19 protein-coding genes are annotated in these 18896 nt (G+C 71.6%); 10 read left to right on the top strand and 9 right to left on the bottom strand.

The features are described 5' to 3' along the window. Window positions 1-5 precede the first annotated feature (5 nt). The 3 genes from ACFYUS_RS32730 (at window position 6) to ACFYUS_RS32740 (ending at window position 2702) form a co-directional block, all read left to right on the top strand. Window positions 6-1628 (top strand): tannase/feruloyl esterase family alpha/beta hydrolase, encoded by a 1623-nt coding sequence (locus tag ACFYUS_RS32730; protein WP_388860406.1) that lies wholly within the window; start codon window positions 6-8, stop codon window positions 1626-1628. A 21-nt stretch (window positions 1629-1649) separates the two neighbouring features. After that, the gene (locus tag ACFYUS_RS32735; protein ID WP_388860409.1) at window positions 1650-2240 is read left to right on the top strand and encodes a DUF308 domain-containing protein; all 591 of its coding nucleotides are present in this window, start codon (window positions 1650-1652) and stop codon (window positions 2238-2240) included. Between the two features lie 66 nt (window positions 2241-2306). Further along, window positions 2307-2702 (top strand): hypothetical protein, encoded by a 396-nt coding sequence (locus ACFYUS_RS32740; protein ID WP_388860412.1) that lies wholly within the window; start codon window positions 2307-2309, stop codon window positions 2700-2702. A 64-nt stretch (window positions 2703-2766) separates the two neighbouring features. On the opposite strand, the gene ACFYUS_RS32745 is transcribed toward ACFYUS_RS32740, so the two are convergent. The 5 genes from ACFYUS_RS32745 to ACFYUS_RS32765 all read right to left on the bottom strand — a co-directional run bounded on the left by ACFYUS_RS32745 (window position 2767) and on the right by ACFYUS_RS32765 (window position 6801). Further along, window positions 2767-4017, bottom strand: coding sequence for a cytochrome P450 (locus ACFYUS_RS32745; RefSeq protein WP_388860415.1), 1251 nt, complete (start codon window positions 4015-4017; stop codon window positions 2767-2769). A 53-nt stretch (window positions 4018-4070) separates the two neighbouring features. Continuing rightward, complete coding sequence (locus ACFYUS_RS32750) at window positions 4071-4547, bottom strand: SsgA family sporulation/cell division regulator (RefSeq protein ID WP_388860418.1); 477 nt, start codon at window positions 4545-4547, stop codon at window positions 4071-4073. 242 nt (window positions 4548-4789) lie between these two features. Next, entirely contained in the window at window positions 4790-5218 is a 429-nt protein-coding gene (locus tag ACFYUS_RS32755; protein WP_388860421.1) for a hypothetical protein, read from the bottom strand. Between the two features lie 354 nt (window positions 5219-5572). After that, window positions 5573-5932: a DUF2255 family protein gene (locus tag ACFYUS_RS32760; protein ID WP_388860424.1), complete on the bottom strand. Its 360-nt coding sequence runs from the start codon at window positions 5930-5932 to the stop codon at window positions 5573-5575. Continuing rightward, window positions 5929-6801 carry a helix-turn-helix domain-containing protein gene (locus ACFYUS_RS32765; RefSeq protein WP_388860427.1) on the bottom strand — a complete coding sequence of 291 codons (873 nt, stop codon included), beginning with the start codon at window positions 6799-6801 and terminating at the stop codon, window positions 5929-5931. The genes ACFYUS_RS32760 and ACFYUS_RS32765 overlap by 4 nt, the downstream gene beginning before the upstream one ends. Window positions 6802-7090: 289 nt before the next feature. On the opposite strand from ACFYUS_RS32765, the gene ACFYUS_RS32770 reads away from it, so the two are divergent. Together ACFYUS_RS32770 and ACFYUS_RS32775 are read left to right on the top strand one after the other, a co-directional pair. Continuing rightward, entirely contained in the window at window positions 7091-7564 is a 474-nt protein-coding gene (locus tag ACFYUS_RS32770; protein WP_388860430.1) for a DNA starvation/stationary phase protection protein, read from the top strand. Between the two features lie 213 nt (window positions 7565-7777). Next, window positions 7778-8584, top strand: a complete 807-nt coding sequence (locus ACFYUS_RS32775; RefSeq protein WP_388860433.1) for an alpha/beta hydrolase — start codon at window positions 7778-7780, stop codon at window positions 8582-8584. A gap of 8 nt (window positions 8585-8592) precedes the next feature. Here ACFYUS_RS32775 and ACFYUS_RS32780 read toward each other — a convergent pair whose 3' ends face one another. Further along, window positions 8593-11361 carry an AAA family ATPase gene (locus ACFYUS_RS32780; protein ID WP_388860436.1) on the bottom strand — a complete coding sequence of 923 codons (2769 nt, stop codon included), beginning with the start codon at window positions 11359-11361 and terminating at the stop codon, window positions 8593-8595. 537 nt (window positions 11362-11898) lie between these two features. Here ACFYUS_RS32780 and ACFYUS_RS32785 point away from each other — a divergent pair. The 3 genes from ACFYUS_RS32785 (at window position 11899) to ACFYUS_RS32795 (ending at window position 14869) form a co-directional block, all read left to right on the top strand. Further along, complete coding sequence (locus tag ACFYUS_RS32785; RefSeq protein WP_388860439.1) at window positions 11899-12852, top strand: hypothetical protein; 954 nt, start codon at window positions 11899-11901, stop codon at window positions 12850-12852. Further along, window positions 12827-13663: a prephenate dehydratase gene (locus ACFYUS_RS32790; protein ID WP_388860685.1), complete on the top strand. Its 837-nt coding sequence runs from the start codon at window positions 12827-12829 to the stop codon at window positions 13661-13663. Before ACFYUS_RS32785 ends, ACFYUS_RS32790 begins: the two co-directional genes overlap by 26 nt. Window positions 13664-13984: 321 nt before the next feature. After that, window positions 13985-14869, top strand: a complete 885-nt coding sequence (locus ACFYUS_RS32795) for a Bax inhibitor-1/YccA family protein (protein WP_388860442.1) — start codon at window positions 13985-13987, stop codon at window positions 14867-14869. A 5-nt stretch (window positions 14870-14874) separates the two neighbouring features. Here the strand turns inward: ACFYUS_RS32795 and ACFYUS_RS32800 are convergent, their stop codons facing one another. Then, complete coding sequence (locus ACFYUS_RS32800) at window positions 14875-15003, bottom strand: hypothetical protein (RefSeq protein WP_388860445.1); 129 nt, start codon at window positions 15001-15003, stop codon at window positions 14875-14877. 446 nt (window positions 15004-15449) lie between these two features. Here ACFYUS_RS32800 and ACFYUS_RS32805 point away from each other — a divergent pair, with 446 nt between their 5' ends. Both ACFYUS_RS32805 and ACFYUS_RS32810 read left to right on the top strand, forming a co-directional pair. Beyond that, entirely contained in the window at window positions 15450-15824 is a 375-nt protein-coding gene (locus ACFYUS_RS32805; RefSeq protein WP_388860449.1) for a hypothetical protein, read from the top strand. 300 nt (window positions 15825-16124) lie between these two features. Further along, complete coding sequence (locus ACFYUS_RS32810) at window positions 16125-16955, top strand: DUF6585 family protein (RefSeq protein WP_388860452.1); 831 nt, start codon at window positions 16125-16127, stop codon at window positions 16953-16955. A gap of 225 nt (window positions 16956-17180) precedes the next feature. Here the strand turns inward: ACFYUS_RS32810 and ACFYUS_RS32815 are convergent, their stop codons facing one another. Beyond that, a complete protein-coding gene (locus ACFYUS_RS32815; RefSeq protein ID WP_388860455.1) occupies window positions 17181-17804 on the bottom strand; it encodes an alpha/beta fold hydrolase in 624 nt (207 codons plus the stop codon). Window positions 17805-18083: 279 nt separating this feature from the next. Continuing rightward, complete coding sequence (locus ACFYUS_RS32820; RefSeq protein WP_388860458.1) at window positions 18084-18869, bottom strand: creatininase family protein; 786 nt, start codon at window positions 18867-18869, stop codon at window positions 18084-18086. Window positions 18870-18896 lie beyond the last annotated feature (27 nt).

Genomic DNA, 18896 nt, shown 5'->3' on the forward strand with positions numbered 1-18896 from the left:
ACCCCATGAGACGACGACTTCTGACCGCCCTCGCGGCCGGTGTGCCGCTGGTCGCGGCCGCCGTGTATCTGCCGAACGCGTCGGCGGAGAGCCCGACCTCCGATGCCCTCCCTCCGCTCGACTGCCGCACCGTGCCGGTCAAGGCCCCGGCCGGCAGCGAGGTCGAGTCCGTGACGGCGGTCCGGCAGGCCGGCGGCACCATCCACGGCACCGGGATTCTGGAAGGCACCGTCACCGATGTGCCGGCCTTCTGCGAGGTGACCGTCACCCTCACCCACCCGGGCGCCGGCGACCACGTCAAGGTGAAGACCTGGCTGCCCGAGACAGGCTGGAACGGCCGGTTCCAGGGGCTCGGCGGCAGCGCCTACTCCGCCGGTGACAACGGCGTCGGGCTCGGCACCGCGGTCAAGAACGGCTACGCCGCGACCACCACGGACGCCGGCGTCGGCGACGTACTCGACGTGAGCTGGGCGTTGAACGACAAGGGCCAGGTCAACCGGGCGCCGCTGAAGAACTTCGCCTCCCGCTCCCAGCACGAGGCGGCCGTCGTCGGCAAGGCCGTCGTCGCCTCCGCCTACGCCGAGCGCGCCGCCTACTCCTACTTCACCGGCTGCTCCACCGGCGGACGCCAGGGCTACATGGAGGCTCAGCGCCACCCCGACGACTACGACGGCATCCTCGCCGACGCGCCCGCGACCAACTGGGACGAGTACGAGGTCGCCACCCTGTGGCCGCAGGTGGTCATGAACAACGAGAAGAACCACCTGACCGGCTGCGAGCTCGACGCGTTCACCGACGCCGCCGTCAAGGCCTGCGACAAGCGTGACGGCCTCGCGGACGGTCTCCTCAACGACGCCTCCCGCTGCGACTTCGACCCGCGCCGGCTCATCGGCACCAAGGTGCTGTGCGAGGGCAGGGAACTGACCATCACGGCGGCCGACGCGGCCGTCGTCCGCAAGATCTGGGACGGCCCGCGCACCGCCACCGGCGAGAAGCTGTGGCCCGGAGTCCCGGTCGGGGCGAACCTCAAGGGCCTGGCCGGCACCTTCCGCGACGGCGACGGCGACCTGAAGGGCGCGCCCTTCCCGGTGCCCGCCGCCTGGGTCCAGTCCTGGGTGAAGAAGGACCCGTCCTTCGACCTCTCGACCATCACCTACAGCCAGTTCACGCGGCTGTTCAAGCAGTCCCAGGCCGAGTACGACGAGATCATCGGCACGGACGACCCCGACCTGTCCGCCTTCCGCGAGTCCGGCGGCAAGCTGCTGACCTGGCACGGCCAGGCCGACCCCTTCATCCCCACCCAGGGCAGCGTGCTGTACCGCAAGCAGGTCGAGCGGCTCATGGGCGGCACGAAGAAGGTCGACGACTTCTACCGTCTCTTCCTCGCCCCGGGCACCGACCACTGCGGCCTGAACGGCCAGGACGGATCGGCCGACGGCCTCTCCGCCCTCGTCGACTGGGTCGAGCGGGGCGAGGCCCCCAAGACGCTGCCCGCCACCCTGGTCAACGACGCCGGCGAGAAGTACCAGCGCGACCTGTGCCGCTACCCGGCGGTCTCCCGCTACAAGGGCCACGGCGACCCGGCCGTCGCCTCCAGCTTCCGGTGCGCATCGCCGCACCGTCGCTGACCCGGGAAAGGCCGAATGATCATGAGCACGCAGACATCGACGCCGTCGGAACAAGGCTTGGCGGACGAACGCTCCTCCCTGCTGAGGCTCTACCTCGCCCGTGGAGTCCTGGCCGTGGCGTGGGCCCTGGCGTTCGCCGTCTCCCACGAGGAGATCGACGCCACGGCGATCGCGCTGCTGGTCTTCTACCCGGTGATCGACGCGGTCTCCTCGCTGATCGACCACCGGGCGACCCCGGAGGGCTCCGAGCGCAGGGTCACCGCGTTCAACGGAGCGGTCAGCACACTCGCCGCCCTCGCGGTCGGCATCGCCGGCGCCGGCGGCGAGGCACCGGTGCTCCATGTGTTCGGCGCCTGGGCCGTCGTCTCCGGTGCCGCCCAGGTGATCGTCGGGATACGGCGCCGAGGCCCGGAACTGGGCAAGCAGTGGCCGACGCTGATCTCGGGCGGGCTGTCCTTCGTCGTCGGCATCTTCTACAACATCCAGGCCGCGGGCGGGAACTCCTCGCTCGACGTCCTGTCGGTGTACGCCACCGGCGGCGGGGTGTGGTTCATCGCCCAGGCCCTCCTGCTCGGCTGGAAGTCCCGGCAGCTGCGCACCCGGACCGTCTGACCTCCGGACAACACCTTTCTGCCCGCGCCTTTCGGGGCGCGGGCAGAACACGAGAAGGGAAGAGAAATGACTCTGACGGGTTTCGTCCGGGCGGCCGCGGTCGCCACCGCCGTGGCCGCCATGGCCGTGGGCACGAGCCTCGCCACGCCGCAGTCCGCCTCGGCCGCCACCCAGACCGCCCGCAAGGCCTCGCTCTGGTGGAACGGTTCGCTGTACGAAGCCGAGGTGGACAACAATCCGGGCAACGGGGCGCCGAGCTGGCTCTGGCTCGCGGACTACAAGCGCGACGACTACGTCGGAACCATCGCGCACGTCGTGTTCGTCGACGGCACGACGGGCACCTGGGGACCGGTGTACGGCGGAACCGGAACGGTGGGCCTGCCCAAGGACGTCCGTAGCTTCCAGGTGTGCAGCTACTTCGCGCCCACTTATACGGCCTGCAGCGGCTGGGTCACCCCGTAGCGGCTTGCCGAAGAAAACACGTGATGGGGCTTCAGGAAACTCCTTGAAGCCCCATCGACGGTCTTCACACCCCGGGCCGCGTGGATCCGACGCGGTAGCGCACGGGCAGGGAGCGTACGCCGCGGATGATGCCGGAGCCGATCCATTCCAGGGAGCCGGCCGGTGCGGCGAGTGCCAGTTCGGGAACGCGGGCCAGGAGGACGCGCAGGGCGATCGCCGTCTCCAGACGGGCCAGTGGGGCGCCCAGGCAGTAGTGGATGCCGTGCCCGAAGGCCAGGTGGCGGGCGTTCGGCCGGGTCACGTCGAGGACGGTCGGGTCGGTGCCCTCGGCTTGCGGGGCGTCGTGCCCGGCCGAACCGAGGGCGACGACGACCAGTCCGCCCCGGGGGATGTGCACCCCGCCCAGTTCGAGGTCCTCGGCGGCGTAACGGTTCGTGGTGCGTTCGACGGAGGTGTCGTGGCGCAGGAACTCCTCCACCGCGCCGGGTATCAGCTCCGGGCGCTCGCGCAGGGCGGCCAGCTGTCCGGGATGCCGCAGCAGGGCCAGCGTGGCATTGCCCAGGAGGTTCACGGTGCTCTCGTGGCCCGCGACGATCAGCATCATGCTGGTGCCCACCAGCTCCTCCTCCGACAGCCGGCCGTCCCGCTCGTCGCGTACGGCCACCAGGGCGGAGAGCAGGTCGTCCTGCGGGGCGCGCCGCTTGTCCCGCAGCAGGCCCGCCAGGAGCGCGTGCAGACCGGCGAGCGCCGGGCGGTGCTCGGGCGAGGCGACCTGGAGGGCATGGCTCGACCAGCGGCGGAAGTCGGTGTGGTGTTCCTCGGGGATGCCGAGCATCTCGGCGATCACCGTGGCGGGCAGGGGTGCGTGGAACGCCTCGATGAGATCGATCTCGCCGGTCGGAGGCATGGCGTCGACCAGGGCGTGGGCGATCTGCTCGATGCGCGGCGCCAGCTCGGCGCTCCGGCGCGGGGTGAAGGCGGCCGAGGCCAGACGGCGCAGTCGGCCGTGCTCGGGCGGGTCGGCCTCCAGCATCTGCGCGCCCAGTCCCACCGACGGTTGGTTGAGGACGTAGCCGGCGGCGGCGAGGGCCCCGGCGGCCGGCGTGGAGTCCTTGAGCAGAGCGGGGTGGGTCAGAGCCTCCCGTGCCAGGTCGTGACCGACGACCACCCACCCCTTCAGGCCGAAGTGGAACCGCGCCGGGTGGATGGGCCCGAGCGCGCGCAACCGGGCGTACCGCGCCGGCGCGTCCGCCTTGAAAGCCGGCCCCAGGTCCACTCCGCCGCCCTGGTACGGACACTGCTCGTCGGTGCTCATGGGATCTCTCTTCCCTCTGGTGGTTCGATGCGCCGCCCGGAACGGACCGACGGCTATGCGGACGGCGTCCCCGGCCCGCGGACCAGGTCCCTGAGAAAGCCGTCCCAGTTCAGCCCCGCCGTCTCCGCCTCGGCCGCGACCGACCGGTAGGAGGCGTCCAGCCACTCCCCCAACAGCTCGGTGGGCAGCTCGAACAGGGCCTCCACCTCCCCGGAATCCAGCAGCAGCCACGACGAGGGCGGCGCTCCGGGGAGCGTCGGCAGCGTCGGCCACATCCGTACGTCGCCGAGCCCGCTCATGGACGTCACGCCGTGGTGCAGGAGCTCACGCCCTATGCGCCAGACGAGACCGGGCCCCCGTTCCGCCATGAACTCGACCGTGATCACCGCGGCCGTCTCCGGGTCGAAACGGAACGTCGCCCGAACCCGCTGCCGGGTGAACTCGTCGAGCATCTGGTCGAGGTCGAGGTGCAGCGGTGGCAAGGGCTCGTGGGCCGGATGTGCTCGCAACGGCGACTGGTCACGGTGCATGACGGAGTTCCCCTTCGTGGGACGAGGTCTGCTCCTCCCACTGTTCGCCCGGCGACGCGTCGGCGCATCGGTCAGTTGACGGTCAGGGAGTCGGGCCGCACACCGGCGCCCGACGGCACCGATGTGTGCCGTGCGGACGGTGAACGACGTGCGGTGAGTCACATTGCTGTCCGCCGGCGGGCGGAGGGCGGACATGCCGAAGGGGCCGACCGCACGTGCAGGCGGTCGGCCCCGTGCGCGGGTCACTTGGCCTGGAGAGGGCCCGCGAAGGACTTGCGCAGAGACGAAGGACCGACCAGGGGCAGCAGCGAGGCGAGCATCTTGCCCTTGACGGTGCTCGGCTCGCGCGTCAGCTCGACGTCGACCCGCGTGCCGTCGCCCTCCGGGGTCATCTTGAAGACCCAGCCGCCGCCGGTGCCGAAGAGCTTGGAGTCGAGGGTGGTGATGGTCACCGTGTCACCGTCCGGTTCCCACTCGTACCGCGCGCGCTCCCAGGCGGCGGCGGTGCCCTCGGTGACCTCCGCCCACGTGTCGCCGAGGTCGTGGACCTGGAAGTGCTCGGCGTCGATCGTGGGCCAGGCCTCGGCGCGGGACGGGCCGAAGTCGGTCAGCACCTCCCGTACGTCCTTCGGGCTGAGCGTGGAGACAAGGTGGAAGCGTACGACTGCCATGGAACATCCCCCATCAAGGAGTAACCTCTGTAACCGGTGACTGAGGCTCCCATGTGTGCAGAGCACCTGTCAAGGCGGTGACAATCTGAACCGGGTTTCACACCTTCGCTCCTAAGGGGAACAGCGCTCCTCGACATGCCGGTGAACCCGAGAGGGCGATCGGAACGTTCCTCAGGTGGGAGCACCTGCCGCCGAACAACGGCCCCGGCGTCAGGTGAGGGGGAGTCCTCGTTCCCCGTGGTCGCGACGAGGACCTCCCGGCCGGCGACCCGACCACCACCATGCGCATCGGGTCGCCGGCCTCTCCCGGGCGTGCGTCGCCACGCGGTGGAGCCGTCGGGGGAGACGTCCCCCTCAGTGCGACGGCGCGATCCGGATCGTCGCGGCCCTCGCGTCGGCGTTGCAGAGAAGGAAGCCCGCCACCCGGCCGTACTTGGCGCGGAAGGCATCGTCGATCTCGGCAGAGGGCTCGACGCCCTCGGCGCGGAGCAGGACCTCGTGGGTGACGCCGTCCACCCGGATCCGCCCGTGACCGTGCTCCTGTGCCGCCTGATACCAGCGGGAGCGGACTCCGCCGTAGGCACGGACGTACAGCTGACCGCCCGCGGTGACCATGCCGACCTCCACACCGAGGTCGCCGCTGTCACCGGCGGTCAGGACCAGGGCGTGGGCCTCGGAGAACAGGGCCAGTTCCTCCTGCGTCCAAGCGGTCATCGGGGCAGCTCCTTCGTCCGGTCGGGGGCGAATGGCTCGTCGGTCCAGGTGGTGAGGATGTGGAGGGCGTCGTGGGAGGGGGTCTGGGGCGGGGCGGTGAGGAGCATGAGGCGTTGTCCGGAGTCGTCGGGGCTGTTCCAGGTGTCGCAGTCGAGGGTCAGGTGGCCGACGAGGGGGTGGTGGTAGTGCTTGGTGCCGTGGGCGGTGGTGGTGACGTGGTGTTGGGCCCACCAGGTGCGGAAGTCCTTGTCGGTCACGGAGAGGGAGCCGACGAGGTGGGCGAGGTGGGGGTCGTCGGGGTTGGTGGCGGCTTCCATGCGGAGGGCGGCGACGGCTTCGCGGGCGTCGTGTCGCCAGTTGGTGTGGAGGCGCTTGATGTCGGGGTGGGTGAAGAGGAGGTGGATGTAGTTGCGGTCGCTCGGGGGGAGGGCGGCGAAGTCGGTGTAGAGGCGGGTGGCGGCGGTGTTCCAGGCGAGGACGTCGAGGCGTCTGCCGAGGACGAGGGCGGGGGTGCGGGGGAGTCGGTCGAGGAGGCGCTGCATGGCGGGGCGGACGCGTGGGGTGCCGCGGCGGCGGGGGTGTGGGGCGGTCCGGCCGGCGAGCCGGTAGAGGTAGCGCTGTTGGTCCTCGTCGAGGCGGAGGGCCTGGGCGAGGGTGGCGAGGACCGGGGCGGAGGCGCGGACGCGGCCCTGTTCGAGACGGGTGTAGTAATCGACGCTGATGGCGGCCAGGCGGGCGACCTCTTCACGGCGCAGTCCGGTGACCCTGCGGGCGGAGTCGGTTTCGGGCAGGCCGCACTCCCGGGGTGACAGCTGTCCCCGACGAGCCTTGAGGAATGCACCGACATGGGGATGGGTATCCGCGTTCATGCCCTCCAGTGTCGCGCCGCCTGCCCCGGCCGCGACACACATGTGAGGGGTCGGAATCCTTCCCGGGCAGAATCATGTCTCTCCCACCTGCTCCGACCTGCGCGATCTCAGAAACGTGCTGAAGTGTCGATGAACGTGTTCGTGTCGACACGTTCGCAAGGTGACCGTCATCTGACTGATTCCGTACCGGACGCCGCAGCGCACAGTGAGAGCACGAGGAACGCAAGTTCACTGGCTCGCTCCCGAGCCGCGCCGGAACCACCCGCTCACGGATGAGGACCGCACTTCCATGACCGTCATCACCGGACCGCTGCCGGAGAAGGACCGCGAGATCGCCGGATCCGCCCTGCAGGCCACGCTGGTCGACCTGCTCGACCTGTCCCTGGTGGCCAAGCAGGCGCACTGGAACCTGTACGGCCCGCGCTTCCGCTCCGTCCACCTCCAGCTCGACGAGGTCGTCACCACCGCCCGCGCGTTCGCGGACACCGTCGCCGAACGCGCCGCGGCGCTGGGGGTCAGTCCGGACGGACGGGCCGCCACCGTCGCCGACACCAGCAATGTGCCGGCCTTCCCGCCCGGCTGGACGAAGGACGCCGACGTCGTCGACGCTCTGGTGCGCGCGTTCTCCGCTGTCGTCGAGCGGGTGCGGGAGCGCGTCGACGAGCTGGGGCCGGTGGACGCCGTGACCCAGGACCTGCTGATCGGACTGACGGCCGAGTGGGAGAAGCAGAGCTGGATGTTCCAGGCGGAGAACAGGGTCTGAGGAGGCGTGGCGCCGTCGTCGTCCGCCCGGTCCTCCGGGACGCGGCTGCGCGGGGCTCCTTCCCGGCCCGTACCGACCTACGCCTCCCGCCGCTCGGCAAGGCCCGCCCACATTAAGTCATTCGACTGTCGCCCGTGAGGCGTGGCCGAAGGATTCTGGAAGCGTCGCCCGCGTTCTGGTGCCGGGTGGTCGTCGTGGTCGGAGGAGCCAACCGTGGACCGTACTCCCGTCGTCTTCGTCCAGGGAGCGTGGCTGAACTCGCTGTCCTGGGAGTCGTGGGTGGATCGCTTCGCCAGTCGCGGATTCCGTGCCGTCGTCCCCGGATGGCCGGGACAGGCCGACGCGTCGCCCGACGCGCACACGTCTCCCGAGACGCTCGCCGGCATCGGGCTGGACGCGCTGACCGATCACTATGCCGCGATCGCGCGTTCGTTCGACGTCCCGCCGGTGATCGTCGGCCATTCCGTCGGAGGCCTCATCGCGCAGCACCTCGTCGGCCTCGACGTCGCCCGGGCCGCCGTGGCCATCGCGCCCGCTCCGGTCAACGACGTTCCGTCGGCCGCGGGACCGCCCCGGCTGTGGGCCCCCGAACAGTACGGGGGCACCGACGACCTCGTGGCCCTGTCCGCCGAGCAGTTCCACCGCCTCTTCGCCAATACCGAAGAGCCGGCGGAGGCCCACCGGCTCTTCGAGCGGTACGTACTGCCCGCGCCGCGCCGGCTTCTCACCGACCTGGGGTGTGCCGGCTCGGCCCGCAGTCCACGGGCCGCGGCCGACATCGCCAACGCCGGTCGCGGCCCGCTCCTGCTGGTCTCGGGGCAGGAGGACCGACTGGTGCCCGACTCCGTCACCCGCGCGGTCTACAAGGAGTACGGCGACAGCACCGCGGTGACCGACCTGAAGCAGTTCGCGGACCGCGGCCACTCCCTGGTCGTCGACAGAGGGTGGCGTGACGTCGCCGACCACGTCCTCGGATGGCTCGACGCGCACGGCGTACACGCCCGCGCCACGGAGGTCTGAACGCGGAGTCACACGTTCTGATCTCCGGGAAGTCTGCCCAGCGCGTCGCGGAGCGCGGCGCGGGTGGTGATGCCGAGCTTGGGGAAGACGCGGTACAGATGGGAGCTGACGGTACGGGGGGACAGATGCATGCGCTGGCCGATCTCCTTGTTGGTCAGACCGCCGGCGGCGAGGGCGGCGATCCGGCGTTCCTGCCAGGTCAGTGCCGCGAGGTTCGGCGAGGAGACGAGGGCGGAGGGAGCGCCGGTCGCCCGCAGTTCGGCTCGGGCCCGCTCGGCCCAGGCGGTCGCGCCCAGCCGCTCGAACGTCTCGGCCGCCAGGGTGAGGGAGATCCGCGCGACCTTCCTGCCCTGGGTGTGCCGGAGGTGGATGCCGTGGGCGAGGCAGACGCGGGCGTGTTCGAAGGGGAAGCGGGAGGCGGCGGGGTGGTCCTTGGCCCGGTGGTACAGGTGGTCGGCTTCGGCGGGGTCGGTGGCGGTCATGGCCAGTACGCCGTAGGTGATGAGGGCGAGGCGGGGCGAGACGTCCGGGAGGCCGGCGTCCCGGGCCGCGAGAGCGTGCTGACGGGCTTGTTCGGAGCGGCCGGTGTGCAGCGCCGCCTCGACGAGGTCGAGGAGGGTGCGGCTGGCCTGGTGCGCGTACGGCTCGAAGGCGCCCGGGGACGTGATGCCGATGGCGTGGAGGTACGCGGCTTCGTAGTCGCCGTCGCTGAGGGCCGCGGTGGTGCCGATGGAGTCGGCGATCTGGGTGAGGAAGCCGACGCCACGGGGGCGTGCCCAGGAGTCGACGGCGGCCTGCAGTTCACGGGCGCGGTCGGTCTCGCCCCGCATCGCGGCCAGCAGCCCCAGATACGCCCGGGTGTGATGCGCGAAGAGCGCGTGCCGATGGGAGGTCGTCAGTTCCAGGTTCCGTTGTCCGGTGCGCTCGGCCTCGGCCCATTCGCCGACCGCCATCTGGTCCAGCATGATCAGGTGCAGCATGGTCATGGCGGCCGCCACCGCACCGGTCTCCACCTCGCGGTCCACCGTGCGCTGCAGATGGGGGCGGTACCGGCTGAGGGCGTCCACGTGGTAGGCGGCGACTCCCAGCCGTGTGAGGTCCCACGGCTCCAGGCCGCGGAGGTCGGCGAAGGCGGTCTCCACCCGCTGATGCACATCGGTGCCACGGCGCACCACGTCGCTCCACGCGTCCTGGTACATCCGCGAAGCGGGGGTGACCAGGTCGCCCAGGGAGCCGAGCAGCTCGTGGGTCCGCTCCCACTGGGCCGCGTCACTCGCGTACTGGTTGATCGCCAGCAGCAGGTTGACCAGGCGCGTCAGGACCTCGCCCGGTTCCAGTGCCCCACCGGCGCGCAGCTGCTCGATCGCCCCCGTCACCTGCAACTGGGAGGAGCGTACGTCCCCGTCCTCGTACAGGGCGACGTACGCGGACGTCACCACGGAGGCCGGGGATTCGCCGGTGCCGGACGCGACGTCGGAGTGGACCAGCCGCTGGGCCTGGTCCAGTCGGCCGGCGTGCCCGGCGATGAACGCCGCGTCGCCCAGCCTCCTGGAGCGCGCCTCGGGGCTCTCGCTCAGCTCCGCGGCCCGGGTCATCCAGGCGACGGCGGCCATCGCGCCTCCTCGCCGGGTCGCGGAGTCCGCGGCCGCCTCCAGGGCCGCGGCGGCCTCCTCGTCGGGGTCCACCGTCGAGGCGCCCAGGTGCGAGGCGTGCCGTTCCACATCCTCGATGTGCACCTGCGCGAGGGCCGCGTGCGCCGCGCGCCGCTCGTTGGGGGTCGCCATCTGGACGACGGTCGACCGCACCAAGGGGTGACGGAAGACGAAGTCACCGGTGAGCGGGTCGATGTCCAACAGACCGAGGGCCGCGGCCTGGTCGGCGTCCACCATGCGGTAGCGCGTGGCCCTGGTCAGGCCCGCTCCCGCACCGGCTCCCACCCCGTCCAGGGCGCCCCGCAGCAGCACCGCGCGCACGGCGGGGTCGAGCGCCTCGATGCGTGAGCCGTAGACGTGCTGGAGACGCTGGGGCAGCGGGACACCGCTGTAGCCGAACGGTTCCCCGCGATCGCTTCCCGCCCGGCCGCCCCGCACGTACGGCGGCAGTTCCAGCAGGGCCAACGGATTCCCCTGGGCCTCGTCCAGGACCAGACGGCGGATCCGGGCGTCCAGTCCGGGATGGTGCAGGTCCAGGAGCTCTTCGGAGGCCTTCTCCGACAGCGTCGTCACGGGCAGCGCGGGGAGGGCCGCCGTGTCGAAGCCCGAGGCCACATCGGCGCGCAGCCCGACGACGAGCTTCACCGAACTGCCGGTGAGCCGACGTCCCACGAAGCCGAACACCTCGGTGCTGGACGTGTCCAGCCACTGTCCGTCGTCGAGCACCAGCGCGAGCGGCTTCTGCGACGCCGCGAGCGCGAACAGGTCGAGCACCGCGATGCCGAGGGTCATGACCGAGGGAGGTGCGCTCCGGCTCCTGCCGAAGACGACGTCGAAGACCTCCCGGTGGCTGTCGTCCAGCCGGTCGATGTACGACAGCAGCGGGTACAGGAACTGGTGCAGGCCCGCGAAGGGAAGACCCGACTCGGCCTCGACGCCCGCCGCCCGCATCACCCTGTGCGTCTCGTCCGCCGCGAGGCCGGCGACATGATCCAGCAGGGCACTCTTGCCCACACCGGTGTCACCGCGCAGGACCAGAGACCGCCCTTCCCCGGCCGACACGAACCCGGCCAACACCTCCTGCTCACGCTCACGGCCGACCAGAGTCCCGGTGATCGACTTCAACGTCCCCCACTCCCTTCACGGCTCCCCGGTCTGGTACGGGGCGCCCTCATGCCCGGACATACATATCGCGCCGGACACAGTGGCCTGGGTACGCGGCTGATCCCGGACGGTCCGCCGTACGGCGCGAGCACAGGTGACCGAATGAGCCGTGCGACCCCACACGCGGGGTTCCACTGCGACCGAGACACGTTTATCACTGTTCCGCGCCCTGCCCGGGACAAAAGAGTAAATCCCTCCAGGGGCTCCCGTCACTGGTTATGGCCGAAGTGCCTCTTGCGCGACGCGCATCAGGTTGCCTGAAGAGGTCGCTCCTCGCAGTGGTGATCCTCACACGACCGGTCACACCTGCTGTGCACACGTATCATGATCTGGATCAGTGAACGTTTGCCGAACGAAGCGGTCCTGAACATGTCGAGGCCGATGCGGGAAGAAGCTGATGCACGATGACGGACGGCGGCAAGACCGTCTGGCTCCCCCGTCCACCGAACCGGATCCCCGGCCTGCCTGCCGGTGAACAGGCGGCCTGGACAGATGCCGATGTTCGCGCATGACGACCCACCGGATCCGCTCGGCCCCACGGCCGGCCTCGCGGGGGTGCTCTCGTCCTACGAGGCGCAGGGCCACGCCGATCCCGCGGAGGCGTGGCGCGCCTTCACCCGTACCTGGAACTGGGCCGCGCCCCTCACCACCGCCGTTCCCCCCGCCGGCCTGCCGAGGATTCCGGTGACACAGCCGTCCTCCGGCGGCTTCGCGCTGTCCGGGGTGTGGCACCTGCCCTCGCGCGAGGAAGGGGAAACGGGACCGTGGGTGGCCCTGCCGAACGTCGGCGGTCGGCGGCAGCCCGTGCGGGGTCTCACCGAGGCCGGCGGCCCGGATCTCTTCGTGGTGCCCGCGAAGAGCCTCCCCGGCGCCAGGGGCGGGCACGACCACGACGCGTCGCCGGGGCCGGGGTTCCGGCTGATCGACCTGTACGTGCCGACCGGATTCGCCACGTACACCACGGGCACGCCGTTGCGGACCGGGGACGCGTCCTTCCTCGGGACGGCGGTCGCCGCCATGGCGCTGGGGGCGGCCCGCCGGATGACCGACGTCCTGTCCTTCCGGCCCCCCGGCGGGAACGCGCTGCGGGAAGCGGGCGCGCGCACCGCCCTGCAGACGGAACTGGCCGCCGTGCTGCACGACGAGCGGCTGAGCCTGACGGCCACCCTGATCGGGTGTCCCGCCGCGCGGGACGACCTCCCCCCGGACGTCGAGGAGCGGCTCGCCGTGCGGGCCCGACAGGCCGCGAACGTCGTCCACCACGTCCTCGCGGAGGCGTACCAGCACGTGCTGGCACTGGGCGGGAACAGCGACCGGCACCCCTTGGTGGCCGTCATCGAGGCCAGTACACCCATACTTCAGCAGGCGCGGTACGCAACGGAGCTCCTGCCGCCCGACAGAACAGCCCGCAGGAAGGCAGAACATGGTGACGACCGTCGCGTACCAGGGTGAACCGGGATCCAATTCCGCGACCGCCGCCCGCGCCCTGTATCCCGAGAGCGTGGGACTGCCCTGCACCGGCTTCGAGCAGGCCCTGGACGCCGTGACCTTCGGCGACGCCGACGTGGCCGTGATCCCGGTGGACAACTCCGCGGCCGGACGCGTCGCCGACGTGCACCACCTGCTGCCGGAGTCGGGACTGTTCATCGTCGCCGAGTACTTCCTCGCCATCCGCTTCGACCTGATGGGCGTGCCCGGAGCCACCCCGGACCAGGTGGAGTGCGTCCGCAGCCACGTGCACGCCCTGGGACAGTGCCGGAAGCTGCTGCGGGAGGGCGGCTGGCGCACCCTCGTCAGCGACGACACCGCCGGCGCCGCGCGCGAGGTGGCCGAACTGGGCGACCCCCGGCACGCGGCCCTCGCACCCCCCGCCGCGGCCGAGCTCCACGGCCTCCACGTGCTGCGCCCGGGGGTCGAGGACGACCCGGACAACACCACGCGGTTCGTCGTCCTGTCCCGGGAGGCGGCCGGGGCCACCGACCCGGCGCAGCCGTCGATGACGAGCCTGTTCTTCAGCGTGCGCAACATCCCGAGCGCGCTGTACAAGGCCCTCGGCGGGTTCGCCAGCAGCGGGGTCAACCTCACCAAGATCGAGAGCTACCAGATCGGCGCGGGCCTCGGTGCCAGCCGCTTCTACGTCGAGATCGAGGGACACCCCGACGACGAGCGCGTCGCCCTCGCCCTGGACGAGCTGAGGTTCTTCTCCTCCGAGGTGCGCGTCCTGGGGGTGTACCCCGCCCATCCGCACCGGCTGAAGAGCTGATCGGGGCAGCCGGACGAGGAGGCGCGGTCCGGAAGGAGCCGTACTTCCGGACCGCGAGTCCCGCCGTCGAGACCGTCGAGACCAGTCGTCCCACGGGCCTGCCCGTTCGCCGCAGGCGCCGGTGTGGCGGCGAACGGACCCTCCCTCCGGACAACGCGGTCGGTCGTTCCGTGGTTCACCCCGGATCCCACCGTCAAGTGACTGATGTGCGTGGTTCGTCCGCCGGGGCACGGTGAGACAGGCCGACACGTCCGGCAGGTCCGTCAGCGTCCGGGACGCCCACGAGCGCCGGCACGTCCGACACGGAGATGAGGAACCGACGTGGCCTTCGTCGAGCAGCGAACGCTGAAGAGCAGCAACCCGATCCTTTCCCGGCCCCAGTTCAGGCGGCGGGGCGGACAGAAGACGGCGGCCGGGGACCCGCGGACCGGGATCGCCGTCGTCCGGGACCGGTTCGGGGCGGGCAACGACCTGGACCCCGGCCACGGGCCCGCTCCGCTGCCGTTCTTCGTCGGTGATCTGATGACGAGGGGAGCCGTCCTGCCCCGTGCCGCGGCCTCCCTCGGCGTCACGGCCCTCGCGGCCGTGCTGACGTGGACGGTGGTGCCCCTCCAGCGGATCGGCACGCTCGCGTCGTACGGCATCGTCGTCGCGGCGGCCGCCCTCACCGCGGCGCTGGTGGTGACGCAGTACCGCCGGAACCTGCCGTCCCCGACCCGGACCCTGCTCTTCGCGGCGTCCCAGGGCCTGTTCCTCGGCACCCTTTCCGCGACGGTCTCCAGCCACCTGTCGCCGGGTCTCCTCGTCCAGACCGTGCTCGGGACGATCGCGGCCTCCGCTGGGGTCCTGATCGCCTCCGGACTGCACTGGATACGGGCGAGCCGCCGGGGCCACGCCTTCGTCGGCGCCGCGCTGCTCGGCCTGGCCCTGCTCGCACTCGCCGACCTGCTGCTGCTTCCCCCCATGGGCGCGGACGCGCTGGGCCTGCGCCCCTTCGGCCTCGGTCTCTTCATGGCCCTCGTGGGCGTCGTCCTGGGTGCCTCCTTCCTGCCGCTGCACCTGCGGCAGGTCGAGGACGCCATCACGTACGGCGCCTCCCGTGCCCAGTCCTGGCCGGCGGCGTTCGGACTCACCCTGACCCTGGTGTGGCTCTACGTGGAGATGGTGCGGCTGTTCACCCTCTTCGAGGGCGACGACTTCTACTGACCGCGTCAGACGGCCTTGATCACCATCGTGGCCAGGAGCCCGGCCGTGTACGCGACGCCGTAGTGGCGCAGGACCGGTTGCCGGGGTGAGAAGCCCCGCAGCGTCAGTGCGAGCACGGCCGTCACGCCGACCACGAACGGATCGGATCCGGCCTTCTCGAAGGCCAGGTCGGCGGTGATGCCCGCGCCGATCGGAGCAGCAGCGTCCGTGCAGGTGGCCGGTGATCTCGTGGTCGCCGAGGCTGCGGAACCACCCGGTTCATCCCGCGCCTCACCGGACCTCGGGTATGGGGGTGCCGGAAGCGGGGCACAGCGTTCGCATGACCGTCTCGAACAGCCGGCGCTCCCGGGCGCGAGGGTCCCGTGAGACACGTGTTTTCGTAGGACCGTCACATGACGGATGTGTGGAGGCCTCGCCTCCGCAAGACTGAGGTTCGAGACACTCACACATGGAGGGCGGAGGGGGAGACGTGACGAGACCCTACAGGTGCGGTCGGTGGTGCTGCGGCCGTACGCAGGCCAGGCCCTCGTCGTCCGGGCGGCGGCTCAGGGCCGTCGACGGCAACGGGCCGGTTCTCACCTTGGTCCGGAGCTCCGGCGAGGGCTTCCGGTCCCCGGTCGCGCTGTCCGCGGTGACCCGCGAGCCCATGCCCGCCGGCGTCCGGGGCGCGACGGTGACCGAGGCGGGCGGCCGGCTCATGGCCACCTGGATGCCCTCGGGCGGACCGTGCCGTGTTCCGCCGGGCCGTGTCCTGCTGTCCTGGACGCCCGCGCCCGCCGGCCGGACGGACGTCACGGCACACCTGGGCCTCGCGGGGGCCCAGGTGCTGGTGGCGGTCTGGCCGGGCCTGCGCGGCGAGTGGTCCGGTGTCGTCCGCCCCACCGTCGCGGAGGTGAGCGGACTGCACGCCGCGCTCCGCCTGGCGACGGCGGCCCTGGAACGGCTGACCGACTGACCGGCCGGCGGACGGCCCCGCCTGCCGGCGCGCGTGGGCGGGGCGGGAGACGGCGTGAGCCCTACGCCCCGGTGTCCACCCGGCTCTTGAGCTTCCCCAGTTCACGGCGCGGGTTCGATTCCCGTCATCCGCTCCATGACAGAGCCCCAGGTCAGCGACCCGGGGCTTCGTCGTTGTCCGGACTCTCGGAGCCGGGCGCCGATGCCGCCCTGCGCTCCACCCGCTCGTGCACGCCTTCCGTCCCGACGGGCTCTACCGCACGCGAACGCCACAGCTCCATAATGAGGCCCTGGTTTCCGGGTGGGGGAGGCTTGGGTGTCGTCGGAGCGTGGTGTCGCACGGGTCCCGGACGCGTTACGTATCGCAGCGCAGGAGCACGGACTGGGGGCCCGCAAGGGGCTGGTGCAGAACGAGCCGAAGCGCTTCCCGTGGGGCGGTGTGCTGCCAGTGGGCGCGCTCGGCGTGTTCCTGGGGTGGCTGGCCCTGTCGTACGCGATCGAGGACCAGCGGGAGCAGGGCGCCTGGTACTACTCGCTTCCGCTGCTCGTTCTCGCGGCGATCCCGCTGGGGTTCGTCGGGTTCTTCCTCTTTGCTTGGCTGTTCCGTCCCCGGCCGCCCCAGGTCTGGGTGGCCTGGTACGAGCACGGCGCCCTCTGGCACATCGACCGCGGGGAGACACCGGCATACACCTGGGACGAGATCGCCTCTGTCACCCGGCAGGACATCAAGGTGACCAACGGGGTCACCAGCGCCACCACGCACCGGCTGACCATCAGGTCCGAGCAAGGTGCCGCGATCGTGGTGGGGGACGAGTTCAGAGGGATGGTCCCGTTCGCCGAGGGCCTCGCCAACGCGTTCAGCCGCGCACGGGTGCCGCGGGACGCTGCCCGGCTGGAAGCCGGTGAACGGATCGACTTCGGCGTGGTCGACATCGACATCTCCGGCATCGGGCAGGGCAGCCGCCGCATCGGCTGGCGGGAGGTGGAACGGATCGATGTGAAGCAGGGCCGCGTAGAGATCCGCCGTCGCGGCGACCGCAAACCGTGGATGACGCTTGCGGCTGCCGGCTTCCCCAACCTGCCCGTCTTCCTGACCCTCGCCGACGCGCTGCGGCGGCAGCACGAGTCCTGAGGAGTTCGGCACCCCCCATCGCGGCCCCGCGCACCGTTCGGGCCTTCGAGCGCACGCCTTGCCCAGCGTGCCCCCGGCATTGCCCGGCCCACAGCGCACCATCGGCGCCGCGAGGGCCACCGCGGGCACCTCGGCGGGCGGGCGGTGCCAGCCGCACGGTCGCGGTCGAAGTCGGCGAGCCAGGCACAGGGGATTCTTCCCGACGGCCTTCTGCCCTTCCGGTGTTCACCGTGACGGTGGGGACGGAGGACGGCCGTCAGCAGGCGCCGCTCGGGGGCGGGACGGCACGGGGAGGCCTTCGGCGAGCTCCACCGAGTGCTCAGCGTCGACAAGTCGGTCCCCCATGGCCGCGACGGCCAGGGCCGGCGAGGTGATCGCGGGGAGGTCACCGCGGACATCGAGGTCCAGGGCGAGGGCGATCTGTGCGGCGGTTCCGGGAGCGGACGCTTCCCGCCGGGCGGCTCCGGAGAAAGCCAGCGAGGTCAGGAACGCGTCCAGGGCCGCGTCGCGGCCGGCCGGCGACGAGGACCACTTCTCCAGGTGGAACCAGAGCGTGGTGCGGGGCCGGGCGAAGCCGGAGAGGGGGAACAGGCCGCGGACCCGGTCGGGACGGAGCGCGGCGATCCTGACGGCGACGGCCGCGCCGAGCGAGACCCCGGCGATCACGAAGTCGTCCAGGCCCGCCGCGTCGGCGGCGGCCACGACCTGGCCGGCCACGTCGTCCAGTGCCGGCGGACTGTCGGGGAGCGGGCTGCACCCCGATCCCGGCAGGTCGGGAAGCACGACGGTGTGCTCCGCCGCGAGGGCGTCGGCCAGCGTGCCCCAGGTACCGGCGGCGGTGCTTCCCATGCCGTACGGGCACGAGGGCGGGGAGTCTGCGGGTTCACCTGGTGGCGGGGCCGACGAGGACGGAGGCAGAGGCGCGGACGCGGCCGGCCGGAGGAGCCCGGTGCGCGCAGGCTCCTGAACACGGCGGTGCCGGGAGGAGCGGTGCTCCTCCCGGCACTGTGCGCACGGGTTCCGGGCCGGGCCCCAAGGCGCCGCCTCTGCCCGAGCCCGAGCCCGAGCCCGAGCCCGAGTCCGAGTCCGAGTACGAAGTACGACGCGCCGGTCGCCGTCGAGCCGTGCTCAGCGCGAGGACCGCGTCATCGCGTCCTCCTTCGCCCACGGGTCCCGTACGAGGGCGTCGGCCAATGCCCGCGCGCAGCCGGCCAGCAGCCGCTCGCCCTTCGCCGGGCTCGCCCCCCGGGCGTCGCCGGCGACACCGGACGCGGTGATCCGGTCGAAGGTCACGGCCATGTACACGGGGTCGGTGGACTCGGCAGGCAACGTGATCCGCGGCCCGTGGGCCTCGTCCAGGTGCTCGGTGCGGATCAGCTCGGGCGACAGGGCCATCATCATGGACGTCTCGCCCTCGCAGGCGTGCATGAGACCGTCCTGGGCCTCCAGGGTGTCGCGCACCACGTCCCGTCCGGCGCCGAAGTAGCTGGCGAAGGCGATCGGCGTCGCCAGTTCCACGGTCAGCTCGGTCGTGAGGGCGTGCAGGGCGGTCATGTTCCCGCCGTGCCCGTTGACGATCAGGATGCGGGAGAAGCCCGCCCGCACCACCGAGCGGCAGATGTCCCGCAGCAGGGCGTGGAAGGTGGGCAGGGTGAGGGAGATGGTGCCGCCGAAGGGCATGTGGTGCTCCGACAGTCCGATCGGGATCGGGGGCGCCACCACCACACCCGTGTGCTCGGACGCCAGTGCCGCCGCCCGGCGGCACACCTCCGAGGCCAGGAAGTCGTCCACGCCGGTGGGCAGATGCGGACCGTGCTGCTCGGTGGCCCCCACCGGCAGCAGGACCACCGCGTCCCGCGCCGCGAGGGCTCGCAGTTCGGCGGCGGTCAGACGGTTCCACTGGACTTCGTTCATGGGGAGACTCCTTCAGGAAGCGGCCGA

The organism is Streptomyces sp. NPDC004284 (assembly GCF_042874035.1).
Taxonomy (GTDB): domain Bacteria; phylum Actinomycetota; class Actinomycetes; order Streptomycetales; family Streptomycetaceae; genus Streptomyces.

What these genes read in the sequence shown, in the direction of transcription:
- ACFYUS_RS32760 (WP_388860424.1), bottom strand. Translation starts at nt 5,932, where the DNA reads ATGACCGCTTGGACGCAGGAGGAACTGGCCCTGTTCTCCGAGGCCCAC.
- ACFYUS_RS32815 (WP_388860455.1), bottom strand. Translation starts at nt 17,804, where the DNA reads ATGGGAAGCACCGCCGCCGGTACCTGGGGCACGCTGGCCGACGCCCTC.
- ACFYUS_RS32735 (WP_388860409.1), top strand. Translation starts at nt 1,650, where the DNA reads ATGAGCACGCAGACATCGACGCCGTCGGAACAAGGCTTGGCGGACGAA.
- ACFYUS_RS32745 (WP_388860415.1), bottom strand. Translation starts at nt 4,017, where the DNA reads ATGAGCACCGACGAGCAGTGTCCGTACCAGGGCGGCGGAGTGGACCTG.
- ACFYUS_RS32820 (WP_388860458.1), bottom strand. Translation starts at nt 18,869, where the DNA reads ATGAACGAAGTCCAGTGGAACCGTCTGACCGCCGCCGAACTGCGAGCC.
- ACFYUS_RS32770 (WP_388860430.1), top strand. Translation starts at nt 7,091, where the DNA reads ATGACCGTCATCACCGGACCGCTGCCGGAGAAGGACCGCGAGATCGCC.
- ACFYUS_RS32730 (WP_388860406.1), top strand. Translation starts at nt 6, where the DNA reads ATGAGACGACGACTTCTGACCGCCCTCGCGGCCGGTGTGCCGCTGGTC.
- ACFYUS_RS32750 (WP_388860418.1), bottom strand. Translation starts at nt 4,547, where the DNA reads ATGCACCGTGACCAGTCGCCGTTGCGAGCACATCCGGCCCACGAGCCC.
- ACFYUS_RS32765 (WP_388860427.1), bottom strand. Translation starts at nt 6,801, where the DNA reads ATGAACGCGGATACCCATCCCCATGTCGGTGCATTCCTCAAGGCTCGT.
- ACFYUS_RS32740 (WP_388860412.1), top strand. Translation starts at nt 2,307, where the DNA reads ATGACTCTGACGGGTTTCGTCCGGGCGGCCGCGGTCGCCACCGCCGTG.
- ACFYUS_RS32785 (WP_388860439.1), top strand. Translation starts at nt 11,899, where the DNA reads ATGTTCGCGCATGACGACCCACCGGATCCGCTCGGCCCCACGGCCGGC.
- ACFYUS_RS32755 (WP_388860421.1), bottom strand. Translation starts at nt 5,218, where the DNA reads ATGGCAGTCGTACGCTTCCACCTTGTCTCCACGCTCAGCCCGAAGGAC.